General features: G+C 68.1%; 25 protein-coding genes. 9 read left to right on the forward strand and 16 right to left on the reverse strand.

Going from position 1 to position 26,009, the window contains the following annotated elements:
* Positions 1 to 30: 30 nt before the first annotated feature.
* The 5 genes from QNO26_RS04710 to QNO26_RS04730 form a co-directional block, all read right to left on the reverse strand.
* On the reverse strand, positions 31 to 1,206 hold the full coding sequence (locus tag QNO26_RS04710) for a DNA cytosine methyltransferase (RefSeq protein WP_257525738.1): 1,176 nt from the start codon (positions 1,204 to 1,206) through the stop codon (positions 31 to 33).
* 187 nt (positions 1,207 to 1,393) lie between these two features.
* The gene (locus QNO26_RS04715; RefSeq protein ID WP_257525737.1) at positions 1,394 to 4,522 is read right to left on the reverse strand and encodes a GmrSD restriction endonuclease domain-containing protein; all 3,129 of its coding nucleotides are present in this window, start codon (positions 4,520 to 4,522) and stop codon (positions 1,394 to 1,396) included.
* 248 nt (positions 4,523 to 4,770) lie between these two features.
* Positions 4,771 to 5,217: a hypothetical protein gene (locus tag QNO26_RS04720; protein WP_257525736.1), complete on the reverse strand. Its 447-nt coding sequence runs from the start codon at positions 5,215 to 5,217 to the stop codon at positions 4,771 to 4,773.
* 1 nt (position 5,218) lies between these two features.
* Complete coding sequence (locus QNO26_RS04725) at positions 5,219 to 6,598, reverse strand: hypothetical protein (RefSeq protein ID WP_257525735.1); 1,380 nt, start codon at positions 6,596 to 6,598, stop codon at positions 5,219 to 5,221.
* A gap of 33 nt (positions 6,599 to 6,631) precedes the next feature.
* Positions 6,632 to 7,279 carry a hypothetical protein gene (locus QNO26_RS04730; protein WP_257525734.1) on the reverse strand — a complete coding sequence of 216 codons (648 nt, stop codon included), beginning with the start codon at positions 7,277 to 7,279 and terminating at the stop codon, positions 6,632 to 6,634.
* Between the two features lie 212 nt (positions 7,280 to 7,491).
* Between QNO26_RS04730 and QNO26_RS04735 the strand changes: the two genes are divergently transcribed.
* From QNO26_RS04735 to QNO26_RS04745, 3 genes are all read left to right on the forward strand, one after another.
* Positions 7,492 to 8,088, forward strand: coding sequence for a GIY-YIG nuclease family protein (locus QNO26_RS04735; protein WP_257525733.1), 597 nt, complete (start codon positions 7,492 to 7,494; stop codon positions 8,086 to 8,088).
* Positions 8,089 to 8,438: 350 nt separating this feature from the next.
* Positions 8,439 to 9,302 (forward strand): MFS transporter, encoded by an 864-nt coding sequence (locus QNO26_RS04740; protein WP_257525732.1) that lies wholly within the window; start codon positions 8,439 to 8,441, stop codon positions 9,300 to 9,302.
* 44 nt (positions 9,303 to 9,346) lie between these two features.
* Positions 9,347 to 9,661, forward strand: a complete 315-nt coding sequence (locus QNO26_RS04745; protein WP_257525731.1) for a hypothetical protein — start codon at positions 9,347 to 9,349, stop codon at positions 9,659 to 9,661.
* Between the two features lie 31 nt (positions 9,662 to 9,692).
* Here the strand turns inward: QNO26_RS04745 and QNO26_RS04750 are convergent, their stop codons facing one another.
* Positions 9,693 to 10,451, reverse strand: a complete 759-nt coding sequence (locus tag QNO26_RS04750; protein WP_257525730.1) for a DUF3626 domain-containing protein — start codon at positions 10,449 to 10,451, stop codon at positions 9,693 to 9,695.
* Between the two features lie 55 nt (positions 10,452 to 10,506).
* Positions 10,507 to 11,508, reverse strand: a complete 1,002-nt coding sequence (locus QNO26_RS04755) for a helix-turn-helix transcriptional regulator (protein WP_257525729.1) — start codon at positions 11,506 to 11,508, stop codon at positions 10,507 to 10,509.
* Positions 11,509 to 11,608: 100 nt separating this feature from the next.
* Between QNO26_RS04755 and QNO26_RS04760 the strand changes: the two genes are divergently transcribed.
* Together QNO26_RS04760 and QNO26_RS04765 are read left to right on the forward strand one after the other, a co-directional pair.
* Complete coding sequence (locus QNO26_RS04760; protein ID WP_257525728.1) at positions 11,609 to 12,076, forward strand: VOC family protein; 468 nt, start codon at positions 11,609 to 11,611, stop codon at positions 12,074 to 12,076.
* 176 nt (positions 12,077 to 12,252) lie between these two features.
* Positions 12,253 to 12,867: a hypothetical protein gene (locus QNO26_RS04765; protein ID WP_257525727.1), complete on the forward strand. Its 615-nt coding sequence runs from the start codon at positions 12,253 to 12,255 to the stop codon at positions 12,865 to 12,867.
* Between the two features lie 59 nt (positions 12,868 to 12,926).
* Here QNO26_RS04765 and QNO26_RS04770 read toward each other — a convergent pair whose 3' ends face one another.
* A complete protein-coding gene (locus QNO26_RS04770) occupies positions 12,927 to 13,691 on the reverse strand; it encodes a hypothetical protein (RefSeq protein ID WP_257513568.1) in 765 nt (254 codons plus the stop codon).
* Between the two features lie 154 nt (positions 13,692 to 13,845).
* On the opposite strand from QNO26_RS04770, the gene QNO26_RS04775 reads away from it, so the two are divergent.
* Both QNO26_RS04775 and QNO26_RS04780 read left to right on the forward strand, forming a co-directional pair.
* Complete coding sequence (locus tag QNO26_RS04775) at positions 13,846 to 15,381, forward strand: ATP-binding protein (protein WP_257525726.1); 1,536 nt, start codon at positions 13,846 to 13,848, stop codon at positions 15,379 to 15,381.
* 561 nt (positions 15,382 to 15,942) lie between these two features.
* Entirely contained in the window at positions 15,943 to 16,737 is a 795-nt protein-coding gene (locus QNO26_RS04780; protein ID WP_257525725.1) for a helix-turn-helix transcriptional regulator, read from the forward strand.
* Positions 16,738 to 16,746: 9 nt separating this feature from the next.
* Here QNO26_RS04780 and QNO26_RS04785 read toward each other — a convergent pair whose 3' ends face one another.
* On the reverse strand, positions 16,747 to 17,019 hold the full coding sequence (locus QNO26_RS04785; RefSeq protein WP_257513570.1) for a DUF4242 domain-containing protein: 273 nt from the start codon (positions 17,017 to 17,019) through the stop codon (positions 16,747 to 16,749).
* 152 nt (positions 17,020 to 17,171) lie between these two features.
* Between QNO26_RS04785 and QNO26_RS04790 the strand changes: the two genes are divergently transcribed.
* Complete coding sequence (locus tag QNO26_RS04790; RefSeq protein ID WP_257525724.1) at positions 17,172 to 17,375, forward strand: hypothetical protein; 204 nt, start codon at positions 17,172 to 17,174, stop codon at positions 17,373 to 17,375.
* Positions 17,372 to 17,740, forward strand: coding sequence for a type II toxin-antitoxin system death-on-curing family toxin (locus QNO26_RS04795; RefSeq protein ID WP_257525723.1), 369 nt, complete (start codon positions 17,372 to 17,374; stop codon positions 17,738 to 17,740). Before QNO26_RS04790 ends, QNO26_RS04795 begins: the two co-directional genes overlap by 4 nt.
* A gap of 74 nt (positions 17,741 to 17,814) precedes the next feature.
* Here the strand turns inward: QNO26_RS04795 and QNO26_RS04800 are convergent, their stop codons facing one another.
* The 7 genes from QNO26_RS04800 to QNO26_RS04830 form a co-directional block, all read right to left on the reverse strand.
* On the reverse strand, positions 17,815 to 18,738 hold the full coding sequence (locus QNO26_RS04800; protein WP_257525722.1) for a CPBP family intramembrane glutamic endopeptidase: 924 nt from the start codon (positions 18,736 to 18,738) through the stop codon (positions 17,815 to 17,817).
* Positions 18,739 to 18,804: 66 nt separating this feature from the next.
* Positions 18,805 to 19,221: a GNAT family N-acetyltransferase gene (locus QNO26_RS04805; protein WP_257525721.1), complete on the reverse strand. Its 417-nt coding sequence runs from the start codon at positions 19,219 to 19,221 to the stop codon at positions 18,805 to 18,807.
* 49 nt (positions 19,222 to 19,270) lie between these two features.
* Positions 19,271 to 20,155, reverse strand: coding sequence for an ABC transporter permease subunit (locus tag QNO26_RS04810; protein ID WP_257525720.1), 885 nt, complete (start codon positions 20,153 to 20,155; stop codon positions 19,271 to 19,273).
* A complete protein-coding gene (locus QNO26_RS04815) occupies positions 20,152 to 21,066 on the reverse strand; it encodes an ABC transporter ATP-binding protein (protein WP_257525719.1) in 915 nt (304 codons plus the stop codon). The genes QNO26_RS04810 and QNO26_RS04815 overlap by 4 nt, the downstream gene beginning before the upstream one ends.
* Before the next feature lie 96 nt (positions 21,067 to 21,162).
* Positions 21,163 to 22,407 carry a glutaminase gene (locus QNO26_RS04820; protein ID WP_257525839.1) on the reverse strand — a complete coding sequence of 415 codons (1,245 nt, stop codon included), beginning with the start codon at positions 22,405 to 22,407 and terminating at the stop codon, positions 21,163 to 21,165.
* Positions 22,385 to 23,059 (reverse strand): NAD(P)H-binding protein, encoded by a 675-nt coding sequence (locus tag QNO26_RS04825; protein ID WP_257525718.1) that lies wholly within the window; start codon positions 23,057 to 23,059, stop codon positions 22,385 to 22,387. Before QNO26_RS04825 ends, QNO26_RS04820 begins: the two co-directional genes overlap by 23 nt.
* Before the next feature lie 86 nt (positions 23,060 to 23,145).
* On the reverse strand, positions 23,146 to 25,899 hold the full coding sequence (locus tag QNO26_RS04830; RefSeq protein ID WP_257525717.1) for an ATP-binding protein: 2,754 nt from the start codon (positions 25,897 to 25,899) through the stop codon (positions 23,146 to 23,148).
* Positions 25,900 to 26,009 lie beyond the last annotated feature (110 nt).

Genomic DNA, 26,009 nt, shown 5'->3' on the forward strand with positions numbered 1-26,009 from the left:
ATGCCCAGTCCATTGTCCGTGCGCTGGCCGCTAGGCCATCGCCGCAAGTTGCTCTGATGAATCGCTTCGCGCCTGAGCGAGGGTCAAGTATGCGTTGACAACCCCAGCCGACAAGGCAGGTGGCACAGCATTCCCGATCATCGTCGCGAGCGCGTGCCGCGTCGGGCAGGAAAAGAAGTCGAAGTAGTCCGGAAACCCTTGAATGCGGGACGCCTCGTGAGCGGTAAGTGCGCGTGCTCGCTCAGGGTGCATGAAGCGGCCCTGGCCGATGCTTCCGAATCCGCTGGTGATGGTCTGCGCGGGCTCGTCCCAGCGGAGCCGGCCGTACATCGACTTGTAGGAGTGGTCACCCTGATGGCACTTCGGGCGCAACCTGTTCGGAAGGTCGAACTCGTCATTGTCGAGCAAGTACCGCATTCGCTCGAGGTTTTCTCTCTTCGCCTGCGGCTCGCGATCCCAGGGAGCATCCCCTCCAATATCGAGCAGGTCGCCGATCGCCCAGCGGAGAGTGCGGCGCTCTCCCGTCGGCATCGCTTCGAAGAGCGACTCCGGTGAGATGGCCTCGCCCTCCGCAACGGCGAGCAGAACGTGGCGCCTGCGCCGCTGCGCGACGCCGAGAGCCTCGAGTTCGATGATCCGCTCCGCGACGCGATACCCGATCTCTGTCAGCCGACGCTCCGCGCGGGTGACTACTCCCTCGCCGTTGTGGCGGTCGTTGCGCACAGCCGGCACATTTTCGATGAGTACGACCCGGGGCTTGACGATTTCCGCTGCGCGCACCATGCGTAAGTAAAGCGCGTTCTTCTCGTCCACCTGGCGGGTGTGGTTGTTCAGACTGCTGTGTCCCTGACACGGGGGTCCGCCGAGGAGGATGTCGACCTCGCCGACACGCGCCGCGACTCGCTTCTCAGCGAACGTCGGACGGGTCCCCGCGTCTCCGTCGAAGAGCATCTCCACGGGTCCCGTCTCTATGTTCGAGGCAAACGGGAAGTTGCGGCGATACACCTCTGTCGCGAGCGGTTCGAAGTCCACGGCGAGCGCGATCTCCACGGCGCGATCGTGGAGCGACGCGGCCTGGGCAGCGCCCAAGGTGAGACCGCCGCAGCCGGCGAAAAGATCGACGATGCGAATCGGCGCGCCATTGCCATCGTCGAACCGCGGGGCGGTGCGCTGGCGCAGCGGATGAGATCGGAGAGCATCGGGCATGTCGACTTCACTCTAGTAAGTAGGGCTGACATTCGAGCGTGTGGAGCTGACCTCCGCAGGCTAGGCGCCATTCAACGAAGCCGGAGGCGCGAGACGCGCTCGGGTGATTCGCGACGACTAACCCAACGTTGTGCCGGCGCGCGGGGCGTGGCCCTGTTGTGAGGAAAGGGGATTGGCTTTGGGATCCTCACGCCCGGGCGGCCAACCATCGCTCGGCCTGCGCCGAAGTCAGTCGGTAGTGTCCCTCGGCCCGGTACTCGCGACCGAGGTGTGTACCCCACGCAAAGCTCAGCATCCATCCCTGCTCGTCGAAATGCGTGTTCAGTTGTCGCGTCAGGGAGGCGAAAGCGCCCTTGAGCTTGCGACGCTCGACTTCCGTGAGCATCTCGAGCTCGGTCGTCGATGCCCATGAGTTCGGTCGCTCCGCGAGGGCATCCATCACCTTCCCGATCGTCACGCTCGTCGCCGAATCCATGGCGGCGAAGCGGCGCAGATCATCCGTGCTCCACAGATCGGGGCTCGCACCCGGATCACGATCGGGCGCATCAGTCCCGACTGCGAACCCGAGTGCACGGAAGTGACGGCGCGCCTCTGACGAATTGAACTGCGACGGCTCGACATCGAGTGCGACCGAGAACGCCTGTTTGACGGGCCATCGCGTGCCCTCGATGTCCACCCAGTAGGTCACGACGCGTGCTGGCTCATTCCCGTGCATCGCTTCGACCACGCGGTCGCGCGACAGCTCCCTGCTCACCCCATCGACGGTGAAATGGATGCTCGAAGCGAACGCGCCTGATTGTGCAATTCGGTCGTATTCGCCGACGACGCCCATGAACCACTCCAGAGCGTCGGTAACCCTGGCGCGCGCTGTGATGTCGGCGAGTACTTCGATCGAGAAAGAGGGTCGACTCTCGAGCTTTGAGTCGGGTAGCTCGACATCTCGTGCGACATTCAGCCGGGCGCGGAACTCGTCCCGCAGCTTGCGGTCATCGAACGGCGCCCGGTTTGCAAGCCATTGGAAGACGACTTCCACGGTGCCCGAGCTGTACACGACGATCGGCCAGATGTGGCTGCCGGCGCTGGGCTCGCGCACGTGCAGAAAGGCGCCGACATCGGTGGATGTGCCGAATGTCACGAATCCGCCCATCGCGCGCCACGCGGTGAACAGCTCGATCACCCCATGAATGATGGACGGTGCGAACCGGGACGCGAGCTGTGCGAGATATGCGCTCTCGCTTTGCTCGGACTCGTCCGTCCCGCCGGCGTCATCATCGTCACCCTCGAGGGCAACTCCCACGAGCGCGGCGAGGTCGCGCGCCGATAGCCGCTGCGCTGCGTCGGCGCGTCCGTCGGTGCTGAAGAGCACCCCTTCGGCCTCCAGCACATCGTGGGGATCACGGCCGGTGTGTTCGCTGCCGGCGGTCCAACGGAATCCGGGCGAAACGGTTCCCGCCGCTTGAAGCACGCGCCATGCGTTCGGTATTTCGGTCTTGCCGAGGTATACCCCCAGCGGCACGGGGTGCGTGCCGGCGATGGTGGCCACATCGCCGTAGGTCGTCCACTTGCCGGGCGGTATCGCCTCGATGGCAGCGGTGGCCACCTTCCAGGCGATGCCCGATTCGACCGTGTCGGTGTCGGGGAGAGGTGCGATCCAGTTCTGGGTGATCCTGGTTGCGAGCAACGCGCCGCGTTGCGTGATCTGCTCCCGGCCCCAGCGCGAGTGTCCAGCGATGGAGCGGTTCAGAGCGATGTTGCTCTCGGCGAGGAGTTTGCGCTTCGTCTCGAATGGAGAGTTGCTGAGCTCTGAGTTGTAGCCCGACAAGGTCAGGTTGGCCAGCGTATGGAGGTAGGCCTCATGGAGATCCTCGACCGACGCGAACTCCCCGAGATCGCTCGACAGGCTGTCGTGCCAGGCCGGGGTGAGTGTCTGCGGCATGACATGCTCAATCGTGGATTTTTCGAGCGACGCCGGCTCCTTGCCTGCCCAGAGCTCCTCGAGCCACGCCAGCAGCGTTTTGCGTTGATTGGGGCGTCCGGAGTAGTAGAACGGCCTGCTGACGACTGCTTCCATGATCTGTCGATCGGTGGCGTAGAACTTTCGCCCCTTCGACAGGTAGCGGTGAAGCGAGGCTGACAGCTCGTCGGGCTCCAACTCGTCCGCGGCGCGGAGAAGTATGCGCGACAGCCCGCTCGGGGGAGCGTTGATGAGGAGTCGGCGTACGAGGTACGACTCGAGGATTTCCAACGCCTGGGAAACCTCCTCGGCGGGTGCGCCCCGATCGCCTTCGTCGAGGATCCTCAGCACCAGGGGCTCCGCAGCTACGCTGACCCACTGATTGAGTCTTTCGAGGCGCCCGCGCACCGACGAATCCGGCACGCGTGATGGATCCCGCATCTGGGCGAGAAGCTGCGCGAGACGGGCGTAGCGCCGCACTTCGTCCTCGACGTCTGCATCGCTGAGCTTCGACATCCGTGCCTCTTGCAACGCATAGATGTCACCCTGCTTCGCCTCAGGATGCGACCAGGTCATATCCATCCAGAAGAGCGCCTCGAGGTCGGCTGAGCTCAGCATCGTCTGCATCGGCAGCCACACTGACGTATAGACCTCTTCGCCGCGGAGACCGAGGCGCATGAAGATGTAATTCCGCAGCAGATCGCCCTGCGTCAGCTTCATTCCCGTGTTGTTGAGTGACTCGAAGATTCGATAGACGTTGTCGTCGTGGCTCGCGGTGATCGCGACGAAGACCAGGCCGTCGAGTACCGCGGACGCGATCCGATCGATGTCGTGCGGGTCCTCCCGGTCGTCGGCTTCGATCAGGCGAGCGCGAAAGAACCGATAGGCGTCGATGACGCCTGATCGGAGTTCGTCATTGATCGTGCGGTCGACGACCGAGCGGAACGCGTCACGGTCGGCCTGCGTAGGCAGCAGCTTCAAACGGTCGTCGCCACTCTTAAAACGGTCTGAGAGATAGGTCTCGTGGAGGCGCGCCACCTTCTCGGGAGAATCGAGGTCGGTCTTGGCGATGTGATCGCGGATCGCGGCGATCAGTACAGAGAGGGTTGTGAGGCGCTGTTGGCCATCAACGACGAGGAACTCCGCACCGCCCGGACCGATGCCGCCCGTCGAGAGTACGAGCGAACCCGTGAAGTGCTTGGCGTGGGGATCGTCGATGCGCGCATCGGACAGGTCGACGACGTCGCTCCACAGCCGGGACAACTGCTTAGGGGTCCACGAGTACGTGCGTTGATAAAGCGGGACTCGGTACTGCTTGGTGCCTTCGAGGACCTGCTGAAGTCGAATCTCCTGCACGTGCATGTTTAGTCGCTCCCCAGAACTACGGCGCGTCAGTGCGCCGTTTCACACTATGGCCGGAAGGGATGATGGGGCGAATGCGGGGTCGGGGCGGCGGGTTAGCCCACGCTGCTTCCGCGACCTAGAACCCCTGGACGCCGGTGTCGAGGCCACGCAGAACGACCGCGCCTGCTGCGCCTCTGCCACACTCTTCGGCGGCATCTGACCAGGTCGTGCGAGGGATCCGGCTTCGTGCCGGTGCAAGTGCGCCCTCACATGCCGTTCCACCACGCCCACGGTCGAAAGCCCGTGTAGGGGTCACGTCGGTCACAGGCGAACTGCCTCACGAACTGCAGTTCGTCAGGTCTCTCGTCGATGAGTTCACGTGATACCGGCGTAGAGATGCCGGAATAGATGGCGTCCGACCAGACCCGCCAGGTGCGGTTTGTCACGAGCCCCAACTTGCGAATCTCCAGTTCGTCCTCGCATAAACGCAAGTAGTCGAGGGCGAGCGCACGGTCCTCCTTGCTCAGCCTGTGGCCCGCCCCCAAACGCACATCAGCGGATTCTCGATCGCGTAGTGTCCAGTAGCGCTGGACGTAGAGGCTCTCGAACTCGCGGTGTCGCTGACTACGATCTCCCACAAAAGAAAGAATGGCGATGACGACGGCTGCGGCCGTGACAATTGCGGCGATGTCCGCCCAGTCGGTCAACGTCAACTCAGTCGCCATCCTTGTCGTGCGGAGACGTTGTCTCGACCGGCTCGTCCGCGAGGCTATTGGCCAGCAGGGGTGCGTCGACGTGGCTGCCCTGGGCTTTACGCGACTCATCCGGCTCGTCGGTGCGCTGCAGCCGCTCCGCCAACCTCCCGGCGAACCTGCCCGCCGACATGCGCGCGTTCTCCAGCGCCTCGTTGCCGAATCGCCCGACCGCCTGCAGCCCGCCTGCGCCGGCTTCAAGCACATCGTCACGCACTTCCTCGGCGGCCTCGGTCCAGCGTCTACCCTCGATGGCGGACCGCTCGGTGGCGATCCCGATGCTGCCGTGGAAGTCATCCACACCCACCGCCACGCGGTTGCTCGCTTGGACCACGACGCGCGACGACATCGGATTCAGGAGAACCTTCGCGTTCGCGCGCTTCGCCGCGGCATCCATCCGTGCGACGAGTCCCGCCGTGGTCCGGCTGATCAGCTCGACGCGGCGCTGTCGTGCCGCCTGGAGCCCGATGCGATGCTCGTCCAACTCGTGCGGTGCCGCGTCGAGTACGCGGTCGAGTTCGATGATGGCCATGCCCTCCTGCAGCTGGAAGCAGCGCGCGAGCACGGCGAGCCATTCGACGGTCGTGGCTTCAGCCGGTTCGGCGAGTTCTGCGAGGTCGCCCACTTTCGCGGTGGCGTCGAGCTTCTCCGCAAGCGCATCGAGCTGCCGCAGGGCGTAGGCCTGAGTCCGCGCGATGGTCCCCGCCGACGACTGCAGCTTGGACCACGTCACCTCCGACACTCGCCCGACCCGCTCGCGTACGACCATGGCCTCGTCGAGAAGGAACTCGACGCCGATCATGTCGGCGAACACCGCATCCTTCTGCGCACGCAGGATGTCATCGACCTTGGCGTCGATCTTCGCCAGGTACTCGGTGATCTCCTCCATGGTCTGCTGCATCGCATACTGCGCCATGAGGCCTCCGACGCCCGCGAGAAGCGCAGGGTTGGTGAGCATGGCACCTGGCTTGGCGACGAACTGCAAGCTCTTCGCGAACTGCCCGTTGGGCGCTCGCGTGGTGGCGTGAACGAAGTTCGTTGTCGAGTTCCGCACCAGGGGCAGGTGCTGCACAGCCCGTGCGGACTCGTCCGTCAGCTTCATCCAGCGCCCGGCGTTCGCGGAGACTCCGGATGCCGCCTGCAGCACCGCACCACCTTGGGCGCTGAGGGACGAGAGCCGACGAAGGTCGAGTTCCCGCGAGGCCACCCCGGTCGAGGCGAAGAATCGATCGACCGCGGCGGGCGGACCGATGACCGCCAGTCCATCGCCGTCGACGATGAGTTCGATGTCGAGGCCGCCGGTGCCGTCGGAAGGTTCGAGGTGTTCCGGGGTGATGGTCATGGTCGTGGCATCCTCAGTTCCTGCGTCGGGTGGTCATGAGGCGAATTCGAAGGTCAGCGTCGCATCGGGGTCGATGCCCTGGATGATGCCCGTGTAGTACGCCTCAGCTTGATCGCGCAGTATCTCGGCGTGGTCTTCGATGTACGTCTGCTGGTTCTCTTCGCTGAGGATGTTGTTGATCATCTCGGTCACCTCGACTTCTTCGGTCAGGAAGCTGAGGGGGCCGTTGCTCTCGATGGCGTCTTCGAAGCGGGGGTCGTCGTACCCGATGAAGATGAATTCCGGGATGGACACCACGTAGGATCCTTCGCCGTCGCCGGCTGCTTCGATCGTCGCGTGTGAGCCGTCGATGCCCACTTGAGCGGTGAAGGCGTACTGGATAATCGTCGTCCGATCGCCCGCCGGCGCCGGAATACCCAGAATGCTGCCGTCGGCTTCCTGTCGGGAAATTCCCTGGATGCTGAGCGCCAGGAGCGCCACCTTCTCCTGGCGTTGCACCGACTGGTAGATCTGCGAATCGCTGGTCTGTGCGGCGGCGAACAGCCCACTGGACACGAAGCCGATGACAGTGGCCAACACGACGAGAAGCAGAACGAGGACGACACCGAGAGCTCTGCGGAGCGGCCCTTTTCTTCTGCGTGATTTTGGCGCGCGCGACGTCGGCGTAGACGTAATGGTCATGCGATGTATTCCCCCCCAGGATGCCTGCAACAGTGCAGACGTTGTCAATCTATACGCTCTCGGGGACACCGCTGTGAAGGGAGCCCTGGCATAAATTCATGGAGCGCTTCGGACTGCGGCCCGATGGCGCCTGCGCGATCGCGGGACACGCGGAAACAAGCTGGTCAAGGTGAGGTTTGGGGGCAATGAGGACACCTGTTACGGTCCATCTCATGTCGAACTTTGAAGATGCAATGGCGGACCTTCGTGGTCGGCGAATCGCGATCACCGACGCGCCTGGAGTTGTTCCGTCCGCGCCGGGGCTCTACGCCATCTACGGCGATAAGGAGGCCTGGAACGAGCTGCGGATGACCCCGCATGTCGACAGCCCGCTGTATATCGGGAAAGCCGAGGACAGTCTGGCTCGCCGCGAATTACAGGGGCACTTCGCTGTCAATAGATCTGTTCGTGCGCAGACCGGCAGCAGCACGGTACGCCGGTCCTTCGCGGCGCTTCTACGAGAAACGTTGGGCCTGCGAGGGATTCCGCGCAATCCCGATAAGCCGGCGCACTTCAGCAACTACGGCCTTTCCCGCGAACATGACGATTTACTGACCGCGTGGATGCACCGCCACCTCGCCATCGCAGTGTGGCCCGCGTCGCGAGTGCTCGACGAACCGCTCGCAGATATCGAGCGCGCCATCATCCGACGATGGACCCCACCACTCAACCTGTCCGGGAACCCGCACCCCGCGCCGGGACTCAGCGCTGCTCGCGCGCGCCTGGCTGCGGAAGCGAGAGCCTGGGGCGCGTCCGACGCCGCGGTGTAGACGCCGGATTCAGCGCTGCGCCCCCGGGGCTTCACGCGCGGGATGGCACGTTCCCCATCTCGACGCGCTCCGAAGAGGTCGAACCGGAAGCGCGAGCACACCGAGTGCAGCGACGCGCCCTTCACTCCTCAGGGCCACCGCTGGATCAGCATGCTCCACGGGAGCAGCATCACGACGGATACCAGGCGTGCGGTGCTGTGCAGTGAAGGTGTGCACGCCGCAACTCCATCGGGCCGAATGGGACCCTGCAGTGTCGCGGCGCCCGCCGTGAAGGGGAGGATCCCACCGATGACGGAGCATGACCGCGAGCCAAATAGGCTGGCGGGATGTCGCGCGCTCGCGGGTTCGGCGTGCTCTGGAGCGCGAACGCTCTGTCGAACCTGGCCGATGGTCTCGCCTTCGTGTCGATGCCGCTGCTCGCGGCATCCATGACCGACGATCCGCGCCTGGTCGCAGGGCTGGCCACGCTCTACGCGCTGGTGCGTCTGCTGGTCGCGCTGCCGATCGGGGTCTGGGTCGACCGGCGGGACCGCCGCACCCTCCTCGTCGCGGCGAACTTGCTGCGAGGCGTTGCGTTGCTCGTTCTGGCGCTCACCGTTCAGTTCGGGGTCTCATCGCTGGTGGTCCTGTACGCGGCGATGGCCGTGGTCGGCGCGTTGGAGAGCGCGGCCGACAGCGCTGCCGTGGCCATGCTGCCTTCCCTCGTCGACCGGAAACGCCTCGACTCCGCGAACGGACGGGTCGCGGCCGCGCAGCTGTTCTGCGACGAGTTCGCCGGTCCTCCGCTCGGAGGCCTCCTGTTCGCGCTGGCAGCGGCCGCGCCCGTCTTCGCGATGGGCGGGCTCTGGGCGGCCGCAGGGCTCGTCGCCCTCGCGCTACCGATCCGGCGCTCGCCGCAGCCGCAGCCTGACGCCGAGCCCGCCCGGCGCTCGGTCTACGCCGAGGCGCGAGAAGGGATCGCCTGGCTCGCGCGGCACCGAGTCGTCGGCATCCTCGCGCTTATCGGAGCACTCGCGAGCGTCGGCTACATGCTGCCCTTCTCGATCCTCGTCCTGTTCGCCGAGGAGCGGCTCGGGCTGAACGGCACCGGCTACGGACTGCTGCTCGCCTTCTCTGCGCTCGGCGGGCTGCTCGGCTCGTTCCTCGCGCCCGGCTGCGCACGTGGCTGGGATACCGGTGGACGATCGCGGCCAGCCTGTTGCTCGGGGCGCTGACTCTCGGCGGTCTCGCCGTCGCGATAGATCCGATCCTCGCCGGCGTGCTGTTGGCGCTGTACATCCTGCACGCGATCGTCTGGAGCATCTGCGCACTCTCGCTGCGGCAGCGGCTCGTGCCCGACGCCCTGCTCGGACGGGTCGGCGGCGCCGCGCGCGTGCTCGGTCTGCTGGGGCTGGCCGCCGGCTCCGCGGTGGGCGGCATGCTCGGGGCGATCGACCTGACGATTCCCGTTGCCGGGGGAGCGGTGGTGTTCGGGGGATGCTGCCTGCTCGCGGTGACCGCGCTGCGCGGCGAGCTCGCGCCCGACGAGCACACTGCCGTCGCGATTGACGAGGTGGATGCCGAGATCCGGTAGGTGCATTGCTTGGCGCCCTACCTTCGGTCGGCTAGCCGTCTCGGTCGTCAGCGCGTCGGCCATACCGTGCGAGCAGGTGCCACACCTTCTTAAGGGATTGCGCGGGGTGGAGTCCTGAACGGGCGGCGGCCCCGATGACGTCGGGCGTCAACTCATCCGCGAGGGATGCCGCGAGAGCTGCGTACTGCGGCCCTCGGTATGCGGGGTCAAGCGCGCCGGTCGTGACGCGGAAGCCGGGATGGAAGTCAACCTCGGAAAGGCGCGCCGCTGCCGCATGAACGGCCGTTCCTCGATAACAGGGGTCGAGAACGATCGCCTCGACATCGTTTGCGAAGGTGACGCCGCCGTGGACGTGCGCCTCGACATAGCGATCCAATGGTTCGAGGTCTTCGGACAGCATCCGCTCGGCGAGCGCCGGCAGTTCATCCACACCAGCGATCCGGTCCGGTTCGAACACCGAATCGGGGTAACAGAAAGTCGCTCGTTCAGACGCCTCGGGCCCAAGGCGGAGGAACGCTGAGCCGAATCGCGGAGCGGCTCCGTGCATGTCTCCGAGGTCGACCGCGCCGTACACCGGGCGAGCGTCAGCGGGTGTCGTGTCGTATCGGCCGTTGAAGAGCCGGCTTTCCCAGCGCCAGCGGTCGCCGCCGGGATGAGCGGTGAGGCCTCCGTTGGACGTGCCGGTCTCGAACTGAGAGAGGTACCGACCGCTCGACGCCATGGCGTCGAGGACTGTTGCGCCGCGATAAGGCCAGTCCGGATGGAAATGGAGGAGCACTCTCGTGGGCACGGGGCGAGAGTAGCAAGAGCCCCGTTGCGCGCGGCGGGTGGGTGCATGGCGGCTATCAGGAGACCGCCGGTGCTCCGCTCGCCGTCGCAAACCGACCTGCCAGCTGTGCGAACGCCTCACCCAGCTCGCGCGGCTCCACCGCCTCGATGTCCGCGTCGAACCGCCCCAGCGACGCCGCGAGCGCCACCCACGACCACGACCCCGCCGTGTACCGGCAACGGTCCGGTCCCAGTGCCTCCACCACGCCGTCCCCGGCGAACGGGAGCACCGCCTCGGCGGGCAGATGGAGTACCACCGTCCCCACGCACGGCCACCCGGAGCCGTCCTCCGACCCCATGAACCGCCCAGCTACGAACGCCGCGGCATCCCCGCCGGGAATCTCGCGCGGTGCGAACGCCAGCCGCGTCAGCGCGCGCGGCGTGATGCGATCGGCGCGGAAGAGGCGCCAGTCCTCGACGTCGAGGTCCCACGCCACGAGGTACCAGCGGCCCTGTGACGCGACGAGGTGGTGCGGCTCCACCCGCCGCGGCCGCGCCACATCGGCATCCGGCCCCAAACCACCGGACGCGCCCGGGGTCGCGTAGTCGAACCGCAGCACCTCATGCGCGCGGACGGCGCTCGACAGCGCGATGAGCACCTCGGGCGACGCGGATGCCGCGGGGCCGTCGCCGGGGCGGGGCACGGTGGTGAAGGCGATGGCATCCAGGCGCTGGCGCACCCGCGACGGCATCACCTGCCGCACGGTGGTGAGTGCCCGCAGCGCGGCCTCTTCGATGCCCGCTCCGGCCACGGTCGCCGCCTGCAGCGCGACGGCCAGCGCCACGACCTGGTCGTCGTCGAACAGCAAGGGCGGCAGCTCACTGCCGGCATCCAGTCGGTATCCGCCGTCGGGGCCCATGGTCGCCTCGATGCGGTAGCCCATCTCGCGCAGCCGGTCGACGTCGCGGCGCACCGTGCGGTGACTGATCTGCAGCCGGTCGGCGAGCACGGCGCCCGGCCAGTCACGCCTGCTCTGCAGCAGCGACAGCAGGTTCAGCAGCCGGGAGGTCGTCGTCATCACGCCTCGACTTTAGGGGGGTGGAGGACCGAAACAGTCCTCTACTGCTGCGACAGTGGGCGCAGCCGGGAGGCACCCGGCATCCGATCGAGGAGCAGACATGAGCATCACCACGACCACCCACCTGAATTTCCGCGGCGACGCCCGCGCGGCCCTGGAGTTCTATCGCTCCGTGTTCGGCGGCGACCTCTCGATCGCCACGTACGGCGATTTCGGGATGCCCGCCGAAGCTCCGGGTGCCTCGAACGTCGTGTTCGGGCAACTCGAGAGCGAGAACGGATTCCGCGTCATGGCCTATGACATCCCGGGCGCGACGGGCGGCTCGGCGGCGACGGCGGGCACGACGCGACGCGAGAACGGCGTCACCCTCACCGACCAGCCGTTCTTCGTCTCGGTGCGCGGCGACGCGCTCGACGAGGTGCAGGGCTACTGGGTGGCCCTCTCGGTCGGCGCCTCGATCGTCGAGCCGCTCGCGGCATCGGCCTGGAGCCCCGGATTCGGCATGCTCACCGACCGCTTCGGCGTGACCTGGATCCTCGACGTCGCCGCCTCAGACAACGGCCACTGACGCTGCGGGAGGCACGCGCGTGCGGTGTGCGTGTCTCCCCGCCGTCAGTCTCCGGAGGCCGCAGCGCGCTGCGACCGCACCCACCCGAGAAACGCCTCGATGGCATTCGCCGCAGCCCGTGCCCGCCCCGACGCGAACAGGCTCGGGTTTCTTGCCGCGCCCACCATACTGAACGCATGAAAGCGGAGCAGGACGGACCCTCCGAACCATCGGACTGGGTTCGTTTGGGACGAGTGGACTGGCGATTCGTCTTCATCGTGGCGGGGCCGTTGTGGTTGCTGGCGTACATCCCCGTTGCCGTTGCTCGCCTCTTCACCGACGTACTCGCATTGCAGCTGCTGCTCGGGTTGGCGGGCTTTCTTGTGTTCGCGGTGGTCACACTGCTTGTGATGTGGGTGAGAACCCCGGGTGTGTGGGCCAACGTTGCCGAACAGAAGCTGCGCTCAGGTCGGAGAACCGTCAACTGGGCAGACCTGTCCACAGCCGAGTTGGTACTCGTCAGCCAGAATCGTCATGGCGGACGCACGCTGCTACTCGTGCTACGCGACGCCGCAGGCACGCGATTCCCGGTCATGCTTCGGCGACGCGAGAAGCTGGCGTTGACGGCTAGTGAGGCCGCTGTGGCCCGCGCGGTCATCGAGGCATCCTCAATCGCCATGCCCCGGGCGAAGGAAGATCCGCGCGGTGACTTCTCCCGTTGGAACTTCCCGTCGAACGTGTCGAAAGCGGATGCAGTGCGCTTGGTCTCCCAGCCGCCGACGAAAGATGAGCTGCTCCCTATCCCGCAGTGAACCGACCGTGCGCGGCTGCGGCGATCGGACGAGGTGGATGCCGCGTAGGCACCTCGGGCTCATTCGGCCGACGCGTCGGCGGCTTCCACCAGCAAGCTGGCGCCGGCGACAGCAACGCCGTCGGACGCACCGACGACATCGACATCGAGGGTGTAGTCACCATCGCCACGGAGGTTGGGGATCCAGATGTCGACGCTGGCGCCGTCATCGGCGGTGGGCTGCAGCCGGGCTCCCAGTCGACTGGCATCCCAATGGGCGCTGACATCCGCACCGCTGAGTGACCAAGTCACCAGCAGCGGCACCCCGGCGATCCCCTCGGCGGCGACATCGACGGTGACGGTGTAACCGAAGGGATCCACGGAGTCGTTCACTTCGACAGCGTCGACCTCCCGCAGGACCGCCGCGAGATGACTTGCCAGCGCGCCGGCGGCTATCGCCCTGTCGTAGGGATCCATGGGGGAGATGTCGTGAGCGGTGGCCGTGGGCATGGGCGACAACGCCATGGCCTCCTCCTTCGTCAGCCGGTACGGTTCCAGACGCTCGTCGTACACCGCCGCGCTCGGCGTCGCCGCCAGGGGATCCGGCAGCGGCACGTCGCTGATCTCTCGGGGACCGTCGAACGCATTTCTCACCGGAAAGTCGAACTCGTGCAGTGTCGATTCGCCGGTGAGGGCGAGGTCGAGGCTGGCGGCATCCTGCGCCTGGCCGGGGCTCGTGCACCCGCTGAGGCCGACGACGGCGATCATTCCGGTGGCGATACCCGCACTGATGACGAGTGTGTTCTTCCGCTGCGGTCCAGTCGGAGTTGTGCTGTTGATGGACACGATCCACCTCCTCTCGAATGAGCGTGACCTGATACGGGCGACGCTAGGCGTGAGGCGCTGACCGCCACATGACATGAAATGCCCATTTCGACGCGTCGTTCGAACCGCTGATGTGGGGATCGACGTGAGCCGGCGGCGGGCATATGTTGGCCGCATGCGGGCCTGGAAACCGCCGCTCTTGCCCCGCGCATGGCGCAGCTCCGATCAGCCGCCGTTCGTCGCGCGGGAAGAGGAACTGGATGCCGTGGTCTCGGTGTGGCCCGACGTGGTGAGCGGGGCGGTGCACTGCGTCTTCGTCACGGGAGAGCCGGGAGTCGGCAAGACCAGGCTCATCGCCGAAGCAGCGACCCGGCTCAGCGCGCACGGTGCCGCCGTCTTCGCAGGCTCGTGCGTCGCCGAGTTCGGTGCGCCGTTCGAGCCGCTCGACGCCCCGTTGCGCAGGCTGCTGGACCTTGTCCGGGGGGCGACGGCGACGGATGCCGCCAGCCGCTTGATACGCCAGGCCATCACGGCGGACCGCGCGGAGCCCGGGCCGGAGGCACGGGACCCGGGCGATCAGCACCGGCTGGCGACGGCGATCGTCGGTCTGCTGAGTGAGGCCGCCGAGAGCCGGCCCATCGTGATCGTCCTGGACGATCTGCACTGGGCCGATGAGGCCGCGCTGCGGCTGCTGCCCAGGATGATCGCCGGACTCGAGGACAGCTCGGTGCTGCTGCTCGGCGGAGTGCGTTCCACGCATCCGGACCGCTCAGCGGTCGTGGACCGGGTCCTGGCGAACCTCTCGTCCTTCGAAGGAGTGCGGCGCATCTCGCTGCAGACGCTGACGCCGGACGAGGTGCTCGCCTATGTGCGCACCCGGTCGACGGCATCCGACGCAGACCTGCTCGAGGTGGCGACGCGACTGCGGTTCTTGACGGGAGGCAACCCCTTTCTGCTGCGCGAGGCGTGGCGCTATGCCGGCGACATCGCCGGCCCCGATGTCGCCGGCATCTCCTTGCCCGAGTCGGTCAACGATCTGCCGTACACGAGGCTGGACACGATCGATCCCGCGCAGCGCCATCTTCTCGAGGCAGCAGCGGTGCTGGGCATGGACGTGGTCTCCGACGAGTTGGCCGCGATCTCCGGGGAACCGGCCGAGACGGTGCTGGATGCGCTCGACCGGGCCCTGGCGGCGGGACTGCTCGAAGCGCCCCATGGTGCAGGCGACGACCTGCGCTTTCCGCACGCGATCGCGCGGCAGGCGGTGCTCGACGGCATTCCCGCGCGAGACCGGCCGGCACTGCACGCACGCGCGGCCGCGATGCTCGAGCAGCGTGCACCCGCCCCCGCCCGGCTGACGCAGCGGCTCGCCTACCACTACGTGCATGCCCTCGACCTGGGCTTTCGGGACGAGGCGGTTTTGTACACGGCTGCGGCGGCGGAGCTCGCGGCATCCAGAATCGCGTACGAAGAGGCGGCGCGACTGTTCGAGCAGGCGGCGGACCTGACCCAGTCGCCGAGCCGGCGCGACGAGCTGCGCCTGGCGGCAGCGCGCAACTGGCTACTGGCGGCCGATTTCGCCCGAGCGCGCGCTCTCGCCGAGCGGGTCTGCGCGCTGGGTACCCGCTCGATCAGCTGCGCGGCGCGATCCAGTACGAAGAAGCGACCTGGCGGCCGGGCATCCACGGTGGGCGGGCGGTGGAGCTGCTGATGGGCGCGCTGGACTTTCCCGCCGAGCCCGGTTCTCGGGGGGAACGGGTGGAGGCGCTCGCGGCGCTCGCGCGGGCGACGTCGTTCTCGGGGCGCCTGGACGAGGCGCGGGTGCGGGCGGCAGAGGCCACTGGGCAAGCTCGCGCGCTCGGTGATGCGCAGCTGCTGTTGCGGGTGCTGCGGACGGCATATCTTCACAGTCTCCGGCCCCAGATCCTCAGAGAGGCGTACGACCATGCCGGCGAGATCTGGACAGTCGGCACCGCGCGTGCGGCCAGCCCGGCGGACATCGGCGAGTGGTTGTATGCCGCCCCCAACTATCGGGCCGCCGCAGCGTACGTCCTCGGCGACAAAGGCGGACTCGAACAGGCCGAGACGGCCCTGATCGCGGCAGCGGCGCGCGGGAAGCTACTGGCAGTACTGGCGCGACTGCGTCGACTACGGCCGCCACTTCATCGCCGGCCGGCTGGAGGCAGCAAGAACCGCATACCGGCGGGCGGCACGAGCCGAAGCGGCGTTCCTGTCGGATGCCGGGTCCAGCGTCGCCGCGCAGCAGCTGTACATGATCAAGCGAGAACTCGGACAGCTCGCGCCCGTGCGAGGGGTCATCACCGGAACCGAATCACCCCACGAGCATTGGGCGCCCGGGCTGCTCGGCCTGTACACGGAGTTCGAGATGAGGCGGCCGGCGGCGAGGATGCTGGCGTGGCTGCTGGATCAGGACGCCGCGGTGCGGCACGAGTCTGCGGAGTGGCCGGCCGTGCTGGCACTGCTCACGGAGGCTGCGGTGTTCCTCGAGGACCGTGACGCGGCGGCGAGGCTGCGACCCCTGATGCTGGAGTACGCCGGTCTGAACCTCATGTCGGGCTACTTCGTCTCGTGCTTCGGTTCGGCGGACCGCTACCTCGGACAGCTCGATGGTCTGCTGGATTCCGGCGACCCGCAGACCTCTTTCGACGCTGCGCTGGCGCTGGACGATCGGCTCGGCGCGGCACTGGATGCCGCCCACACCCGCACGGCCCTGGCCCACTGGCTGATCTCGCGCGATGCCCGTTCGCGGGACGCGCTCGTCCTCGCCGAACGCGTGCGGGCGGATGCCACCGCCGCAGGCTGGGCCCGCGTGCTGCGCGCGGTCGAGCGGGATGCGAGGCTTCGTGGTCGCGCCGACGGGCTGACCCCCCGCGAGATCGAGATCCTCCGTCTGATCGATCAGGGCCTGACCAATCGCGCCATCGCCGCGCAGCTGTTCATCAGCGAGCACACCGTGGCCAACCACATGCGCAGCATCTTCACCAAGACCTCGAGTTCCAACCGATCCCATGCCGTCCGCTACGCCCGGGATGAGGGCCTGATGTGACGGTGCGCACTACTCCGCTTCGATGAGGTGGCCATTGGGCATGACGCGGCCGGCGACTTCGATCACGCTGTCCGCAGGGAGGCCGGCCCGCTCGGCGGCGGCGCGGATCGCCTCTGCCGAGGGCGCCTCGTAGAGACAGTAGGTCTTGGTGCGGTCGAGCGAGAGATAGGAGAACACCCACCGCACATCTTCTTCATCGTTGATGAGGTTGATATCGTCCGCGGCATCCACGGGCAGGGCCACCGGTTCGGCGAAGGTCCGCTCGATGACGAAGTACGGCATGCCATCACCACCTTGGATGTGGGGTCAGGGAGTGCTCGGTGGGGTCAGCCTACTCACGCTGCGGCGGGAGACAAGCAGCACTGTGCCCGGATGGTACCGAGTGGTACCTTCCGTGTTACCGTCGAAGCACGTACTCCAGGAGGGGCTTTCGCATGGCGATGAACCTACGTCTCGACGCTGCGCACGAGGAACTCCTCGACGCGCTCGCTGCTCAGGAGCGGCGCACCAAGACAGAGATCGTGAAGCTTGCGATCGAGGAGCGTGCGGCCAGAGCCGACAAGAGCGCGCGAACTCGCGCCATCTTCCAGCGGATCCTCGACGAGGACGCTGCCCTGCTGGACGCACTGTCGCAGTGACGGATTACCTCGAGCCCACCGACGTTGAAGACCTCATCGAGTTGGTGGATTTCCACCTTCGCGAGAGAAATCTTCTGCTCTCAGCGCTTGCCGCGCCGCTGCCCGTTTTTGGCGAAGAGGTCTATCCAGCGCTCCACGACAAGGCTGCCGCGTTGATGATCGCCATCAATCGCGATCACCCTCTCTCGGACGGGAACAAGCGACTCTCCTGGCTGGTCGCGAAGGCGTTCCTTGCCCTCAACGGGCATCATCTGGCTGCCGACAATATTCGCGACGGTGACGAATTCGTTCGGGCAGTGGCGGACGGTCGGCTGGGGTTCGTAGAAGTGGCCGACTGGATCGACACCCACACAACGAGACTGTAGACGGCTCGCGACGGAGCCCGGCCCGAGCTGGAGCCGGGAGTCGGCACCGGCGGGCACCAGCGGGCACCCCGTCCCTAGACCGCCCCCACCGCCACCCCGCGAGCCTCAGCATTCACCGGCACCCGCACCACCCCAACACCCCGCGTCCGGACCCACACCACCACGACAGCCACAACGATCACGGCCATCGGCACCAACGTCTCCACCGAGGCCACGCCCGCGGAGCGGTCGTAGGCGGTGCCGATGTCCACGCGCAGTGCCACATCGAACACGAAGTTCACCGTGTTGAACATCGCGTGCAGCACGATCGCGATCTCGATACCGCCGGTGCGCCAGGTGATCAGCGACAGCCCCACGGCGAAGACGAGGTACCAGGCGTTCAGCCACACGTCGGTCGAGAGGTGGACGATGGCGAACAGCACGCTCGAGACGACGATGCCGAGCACGAGCCCCGCCCCGGCTCCGCGCGCCCACCCGCCGGCGACGCGGAAGATCAGTCCGCGGAAGCCGTACTCCTCACCTGCGCCCTGCAGCGGCGTGAGCAGGATCGTGGCGAGCAGGAACCACAGCACATCCGTGTGGCTCCAACTGGCCTCGGGCAGCGGTGACCAGTACAGCACGACCGACACGATGCTCCACGCCGGAACCACGAGCAGCAGCGCCTTTGCGAACAGGTCGAACCTGAAGCGTGAGAACACCGAGTGCAGCGACGCGCCCTTCACGCCGTACAGCCACCGCTGGATGAGCATGCTCCACGGGGTCAGCAGCGCCACCGACGCCATCCCCGCCGCGTGCAGCAGCGGCGTATAGGCCGCGCCGCCGTCGTGCTGAACCGAGTTCACCATCACCGCGACAGCGGCGAAGAGGATGTTGAGGAAGAACATCCCGCCGATCAGCAACACGATCGCGAGGATGCCGCGACCGATGCGCCGCTGGTCGCCGGCGAGCACGCGGTGGTATTCGACCCCGGGGGCGAGGGTGTCGGTCTGGGCGGTCATGACGGGGCCTTCTTTCATCGGAATGAGGGTGTGGCATCCACTGGACACCGTGTGCTCACCACAGGGTCAAGCGCGCCCGGCACCGGCCCCGCGTGACGGACCACCGAAGGTGCGCTTCACGAGATCGATGTCGGCCAGCCGGGGCGTGCGGTAGGCGCCGCCCTCGGCGACGTACTCCCCGCCGTGCTTCGTGAGGTGCCGGGCGAACAGCGGGCACACCGGCACGACGGTGACGCCTTGGCGGATGCTGTCGGCGAGCGCCTCGCGCAGCAGCAGCATGCCGAAGCCGCGGCCGCCGTACGCCGGATCGACCTCGGTGTGGAAGAAGATCCGCTCGGCACGTCCCTCCGGCGCGTCGATGAAGTCCGCCCGCCCCGCGACGCGGCCGTCGGCGAACCTCGCGATGTAACTGCTGATCCGATCTCCGATCGCGAGGTGCACCGTCGCGGTTTCGTTCGTTCCCGTCGTTGTGTCCTGACTCATGTCTCTCTCCTTCTCTGTTGTCATGGTCTGAACCCCTGGCCCGGCGCGCTCAGGCATCCCGGCGCTTGAGCAGCACCGCTGCGGCGGTGAACAGCACGACCACCCAGCCGACGAGCACGAGCCCGCCCTGCCATGGTTCGGTGAGCCAGCCGGCGGATGCCGGTGCGAGAAGGTCCACCCAGCTCTGCTCGGTCGGGTATGTGAAGAGGATGCCGCCGGCGGTCGACGGCAGCAGCATCGCGAGGTTCTCCACCCAGCCCGACGATGCGAAGCCGAGCACGAGGGCCAGCACGAGCGGTGCCGCCAGCACCAGGCCGAGCGCAACGGCGATGCCTCCGGCGGTGTTGCGCAGGAGCGCTCCGATGCCGAACGAGATGAGACCCACCAGCACGAGGTAGCCCACACCTCCGAGCAGCGCGAGCCAGTACTGCGGGTCGTCGAGGGCGACGCTGAGTCCGTCGGCCGCGAACAGCGCCGCCGAGACCGGAGCCGTGATCGCGAACGCGACCGCGCTCACGACGAAGGTCGCGACGGCGAAGACGATCGCTTTGGCGACGAGCGCCGGCACGCGCTGCGGCACGGCGGTGAGGGTCGATCGGATCATGCCGGTGCCGTACTCGCCGGCGATGATGAGCACGCCCAGCACGCTCACGATGAGCGCGCCGACGTCGGTGCTGACCATCACGGCGTACACGGCCATGTCCTGGACGGCGTCTTGGGTGGGAACGGCCTCGACGCCCTGAAAGCTGAGCGACGCGGACATCTGCGCCCCGAACCCGACCGTGAGCACCACGAGGATCGCGTAGGCCCACCAGGTGGAGCGGATGCTGCGGAGCTTGATCCACTCCGCGCGCAGCACACCGGTGAAGCGCAGATCGTGGCCGACGGGGGAGAGGGTGGGGTGTGTGGCGGTGGTGGTGCGGGTGGTGCTCATCGGGTGGCCTCCGTGCTGCGGTATTCGACGTCGTCTCGGGTCAGCTTCATGTAGGCCTCTTCGAGCGACTGCGTCACCGGGGTGAGTCCGTGCAACACGATTCCCGCCGCGGCGGCGAGCTCGGCGATGCGCGGCGCGGTGAGCCCGGTGACCGACACCAGGTCGTCCTCCAGGGGTGTCACGGTCGCGCCCTCCGCTTCGAGCAGGCGGGAGAGCCCGACGACCCGCGACGCGCGCACCTGCACAGCATCGCCCTCGGCGCGCGCGAGGATCTCACTCACGGGAGCGTCGGCGACGATGCGGCCCCGGCCGAGGATGATGAGGTGGTCGGCCGTCTGCGCCATCTCGCTCATCAGGTGCGAGGAGAGGAAGACGGTGCGCCCCTCCGCGGCGAGGCTTCGCGCGAGCCGGCGCACCCACACCACGCCCTCGGGGTCGAGCCCGTTCACCGGCTCGTCGAGGATGAGGGTCGCCGGATCTCCCAGCAGCGCCACGGCGAGGCCGAGCCGCTGACCCATGCCCAGCGAGAACCCGCCCACGCGCTTGCGCGCGACGGAGTCGAGCCCCGTGAGCGCGATCACCTCGTCCACGCGCTTGGCCCCGAGGCGATGTGTGGCGGCGGCCGCGAGCAGATGGTTGCGGGCGCTGCGCCCGGGATGCACCGCGTTGGCATCCAGCAGCGCCCCCACCTCACGCAGCGGCGCGCGGTGCCGGGCATAGGGCATGCCGTTCACCGTCACCGAGCCGGATGACGGGTGGTCGAGCCCCATGATCATGCGCATCGTGGTGGACTTGCCGGCGCCGTTCGGGCCGAGGAATCCGGTCACGATCCCGGGGCGCACGGTGAAGTCGATGCCGTCGACGGCGGTCTTCGCGCCGTAGCGCTTGGTCAGGGAGTGAGCTTCGATCACTGAGGGGCTCCAGGTCTTTCTGTGTCGGACGACGCCGTACGGGGCAAGCCGGCCCCGCCGGGTTCACCCAGTGGACACCGTGTCGTCGGCACAGGGTCAAGCGCGGACGCGAGCGCCCATCACCGATTCCGTATCGGCGATCTGGACGTGGTGCCCCTCCGACCTCAGCCGATACACGACCTCGCGCAGCATGCGGCGGGATACGTCATCGATGGACGACACCATGCCGAGGTCGAAGACGAGCCGGTGCTCGGTGGGCGCGGTGTCCACGACTTCGCGGACGATTCGCTCGGCTCCGGCGAATCGGATGCCGCCCTGCAGCTCGAAGACGCGCGTCGCGCCGGGCCCGCTGCCGCTCGTGCGGTTCGCGCGCACGACGGTGCGGGTCGTGGCCGGAACCTCCATCACATGCAGGCCCATATCCGACGAGAACCGTTCGAACAGCGAGATGCCGCGCACGCTGTTGCCGTGCGGGTCCAGCCGCGGGGAGAACGTCGCGATGCCGACCTGGCCGGGCAGCGCGCCGATGAGCCCACCGGCGACGCCGCTCTTGGCCGGAATGCCGACCTGCGTCGCCCAGTCGCCGGCGGTGTCGTACATGCCGCAGGTCGCCATGACGGTGAGCACCTGCCGCACCACTCGCGCGCCGACGACCTGTTCTCCAGTGAGCGGGTTGACGCCCGCGTTGGCCAGCGTCGCCGCCATCATCGCCAGGTCTCGCGTGGTCACACGCACCGAGCACTGCCGGATGTATCCGTCCACGACGACGGTCGGATCCTCGGTGAGGATGCCGTGGCTGCGCAGCATGTGCGCGATCGCGAGGTTGCGGTGCGCGTTCTGCATCTCCGACGCGCACGTCGCCTCGTCGACCTCGAGCCGGCGACCGGCGAAGGCGGACAGGCCGTCGACGACGCGGGCGACGCGCTCGGCGGGCGTCAGCTGCGGCGAGCCGACGAGCGAGTGCACCGTGATCGCGCCGGCGTTGATCATCGGGTTGCGGGGGCGCCCCGTGTCGCGCTCCAGGGAGATCTCGTTGAACGCCTCGCCCGACGGTTCGACGCCGACCTTCGCGAGCACGGCGTCGAACCCGGCGTCGTCGAGGGCCATCGCGTAGGCGAACGGCTTGGAGATCGACTGGATCGTGAACGCGGTATCGACATCGCCCGCGCCGTAGAGACGGCCGTCGGTCGTGGCGAAGACGGCGGCCAGCCGCTCGGGATTCGCTGCGGCGAGCTCGGGGATGTAGTCGGCGAGCTCGCCGGACGCATCGGATGCCACACCCTCCAGCGCCGCGTCGAGGTAGGCGGGATGATCGACTTCATGAGAAGCAGCCCCCTGCAGGCCGTGGCCGAGCCGCCCGGACCGCCTGCGCGATCGGCGTCGCGCCCTGGTTGAGCTCGAGGATCTGCCGCGCGATCCGGGGTTCGTGGAGGAGCGCGGCGAGCGTGGCGGCGACGTCCTCGCGCGGGATCTCGTCGTGCGGCTGGGCGGGACCCAGGGCGACGGTCCCGGTGCCGGGATCGTCGACGAGCATCGACGGCCGCAGGATGAGCCAGTCGAGCTCGCTCACGCTGACGGTCACGTCGACGAGCTTCTTCACCGCGAAGTAGAACTCCTCGTCGGCGCTGAGGTTCTGCCCTCGGCCCGCCTCGGGCAGCACGGACACCAGCACGAATCGCCGAACTCCGGCGATCGATGCGGCATCCAGAGTCGTCACGACCCCTTCGCCGTCGATGGCGAGGGTGACGTCGCGGGCGCCGCCGTTCGATCCGGCGCTGTAGACGATGGCATCCATTCCCCTCAGCAGGGATGCCAGCGCCTCGGGGGAGATGTCGGCGAGCCTGCCCACGCGCGCACCGATGCCCCGGGCTGCCAGCTCGGCGCGCTGCTGCTCGCGGCGCACGAGCCCCGAGACCTCGTCGCCGCGGTCGATGAGCTGCTGCGCGAGCAGCCCTCCGACGGCTCCGGTGACGCCGATGATGAAGACCTTCATTGCACTGTTCCCTTCCGTCGAAGACGACGTGGGGACACTCCACCCCCTGTTCCCGGCACCGGGTCAAGCGGGGGTCTGGATCGCCGTCAGGCCAGCGGCATGTCGCGCAGCTGGCGTCGGGAGGTGATGCCGAGCTTGCGGAAGATATTGCGCAGGTGCGCCTCGATGGTGCGGGGGCTGAGGAACAGCTGCGTACCGACCTCGCGCGACGTCGCTCCCGAGGCCACGAGTCGGGCGATGTGCAGCTCCTGTGCGGTGAGCGCGTCGCTCGGCTGCGCGGTGCGCTTCTGCGGGTGCTCGCCGGTCGCGCGCAGCTCTCGGGCCGCGCGGGCGGCGAACGCCTCGGCGCCCATGGTCGTCAGCATGTCGTGGGCGATGCGCAGCTGCTCACGCGCGTCCTGACGCCGACCTTCGCGACGCAGCCACTCGCCGTAGACGAGGTGCGCGCGGGCCAGGTGTGTCGCCATGCGGCTGCGCGCGAGCTGATCGATCGCCTCCCTGTAGTGGTCCTCGGCGGTCGGACCGGTCGTGGTCAGCGCCCGGGAGCGGGCGGCCAACCCGAGGCCCCACGGGGTGCCGGCGGCATCCGCTCGCGCGGTGAGCTCCTCGAGGGCTTCGGTCGCGCTCTCGGGTCGTCCCGAACGGAACGCCGCCTCGATGAGTTCGGGGTAGATGAGGTTGTTGAATTTCACCGCTTCGGATTCGATGCCGCGTGCCGCAGCGGTCTGTGCCGCCTCGTAATCGCCCGAACCGTTGTGCAGCACCGCCAACGCATACCCCGCAATTGCCATCTCGGCAGGGCGCCCGCGGGCCGGGCCTGCCTGGCCGATCATCACGGTGATCTCCGCGGCCTCGTCGGCACGGCCGCGCCACGCAGCCAGGATGAGGCGCGCGTGCAGCAGAGGCCCCACCTTGGTGGCCGCTCCGGTCTCGGGCTGCTCGGCCGCCCGGATGGACTCGCCGGAGTGCACGTTCATGACGGATTGGATGGCAAGAGCCGCAGGGAGCATGGAGAGGGCGCCGGCTTCACGCGTTGACCGCATGTGCTGCGCGACCAGCGTGAAGAAGAGATCCTCGTCGAAGACCGTCATCGCCGTCCGCGCCGCGAGCCATCCCCAGCGGCGGATCTCTGCGTCGCTCGCCGGCTCGCCGGTCTCGCCGCCGCAGAATGCGGCCAGCGCCAGCCGCAGCTCGGGGACGCCTGCCGCGTGCCCCCGGGTGAACATGGTCACCAGCCCGTCGAGCAGCAGATCCGCTGGTCGCGGTGCCCCAGGCGGGGCAGGTGCGCTGCGGGCGGCCTCAGCCACGTCGCGCACGGTGGAGCCCGTCCCGGGCCCACCGGTGCTGATCGCGGCGTCGAGTGCCTCCAGGTAGGTTTCGCGCGACACTGCCGGATGCAGTCGGGCGAGGCTTTCGGCCGCCTTCAGCAGCATCACCGGGCTCTCGCCGTCGCGCGCGACGTGGAACGCGATTCGAGCGCGCAGCAACTCCAGGCGAGCCTGCTGCAACGCGTCGAGCGGCCCGGCCGCCGCCATCGCCAGCAGGTCGGATGCCGCCTCGGAGGCGCCGGCCTCGTGCTTGGCGTAGGCCGCTTCGAGCGCCCGGCGCGCCCGCGCGCCCGGCTCCGGTGTGAGGGTTGCCGCCTGCGCCATGAACGCCGCCGATGCCGCCACGCCGCCCCGGGCGCGCGCACGGCCGGCCGATCGTTCGAGTTCTGCGGCGGCATCCTCATCCGTCCCGAGCACGGCCTGGGCGCGGTGCCAGGCGCGGCGGTCGGGGTCGGTGTCGGGGTCGGTGGCGGCCGCCAGGGCGTCGTGCGCGCGACGCACGTCGGGCGGCGGCGCATCACGATAGACGGCCGAGCGTACGAGCGGATGCCGGAAGGTGACCCGGTTGTCGACAACCAGCAGCCCGGCGGCCTCGGCAGGCGCGAGGGCGTCTTCAGCGACGCCGAGCTGCGCCGAGACGCGGCACAGCAGCGCCGCGTCTCCGGTGGGGTCCGCTGCTGCGGCCAGCAGCAGCAGCTGGGTGTCGGCGGGGAGGCTCTGGGATCGGCGACGGAAGCTCTCTTCGACGCGGCGCGGCACATCCAGAGCGCTCGGCACCTCGTATCCGCCGGCCAGCTGTGCGGCCGCCGCACTCAGCGGCAATTCGACCAGCGCCAGCGGATTGCCGTACGACTCGGCGATGATCCGCTCGCGCACCCTCTCGTCCAGGGGAGCGGGCAGCGCGGACGCCAGCAGTTCGCGCGCATGTTCCTCGCAGAGACCCGCGAGGCGCAGCTCGGGTAAGTCCGCCAGCGCCGTCGACGCGGCGGCGGCATCCGCTCGGGCGCCATCGCGCACCGCGAACAGGAGGGCGATCCGCTCGGCCGACAGCCGCCGCGCCACGAACGCGAGCACCTGCGCGGAGGCATCATCGAGCCACTGCGCATCGTCGACGAGGCACAGCAGTGGCCCCTCTTCGGCCGCCTCGGCGAGCAGGTTCAGGGTGGCGAGCCCGACGAGAAAGCGGTCGGGCGGGTCGCCTGCCTGCTGACCGAACGCGACGGCCAGCGCACTCTGCTGCGGTTCGGGCAGGGCGGTCGCGTGGTGCATCAGCGCGCCGCACACCTGGTGCAGGCCGGCGAACGCGAACTGAGATTCCGACTCGACTCCGACGGAGACCTCGACGCGGAACCCCGAGGATCGGGCGACGCCGCGGGCGTGATCGAGCAGCGCCGTCTTGCCGATGCCGGCGTCACCGCGCACCACGAGCGCTCCGCTGTGCCCCGCCCGCGCGCGGGCGACAAGCTTCTCCACCGCGTCGCGCTCGGCATGCCGGCCGAGAAGGTGGGTCACGAGTGGCTCCCTTCGGGTGGTCGCCACCGTACTAGGTGATGATCACCGACGCGAACAATCCCGATCGGCCGTGGCCGGCCGCGGAGACCGGAATCATCACCGACGCGACG

The sequence above is a fragment of the Microbacterium sp. zg-Y1090 genome, assembly GCF_030246945.1.
GTDB lineage: Bacteria > Actinomycetota > Actinomycetes > Actinomycetales > Microbacteriaceae > Microbacterium > Microbacterium wangruii.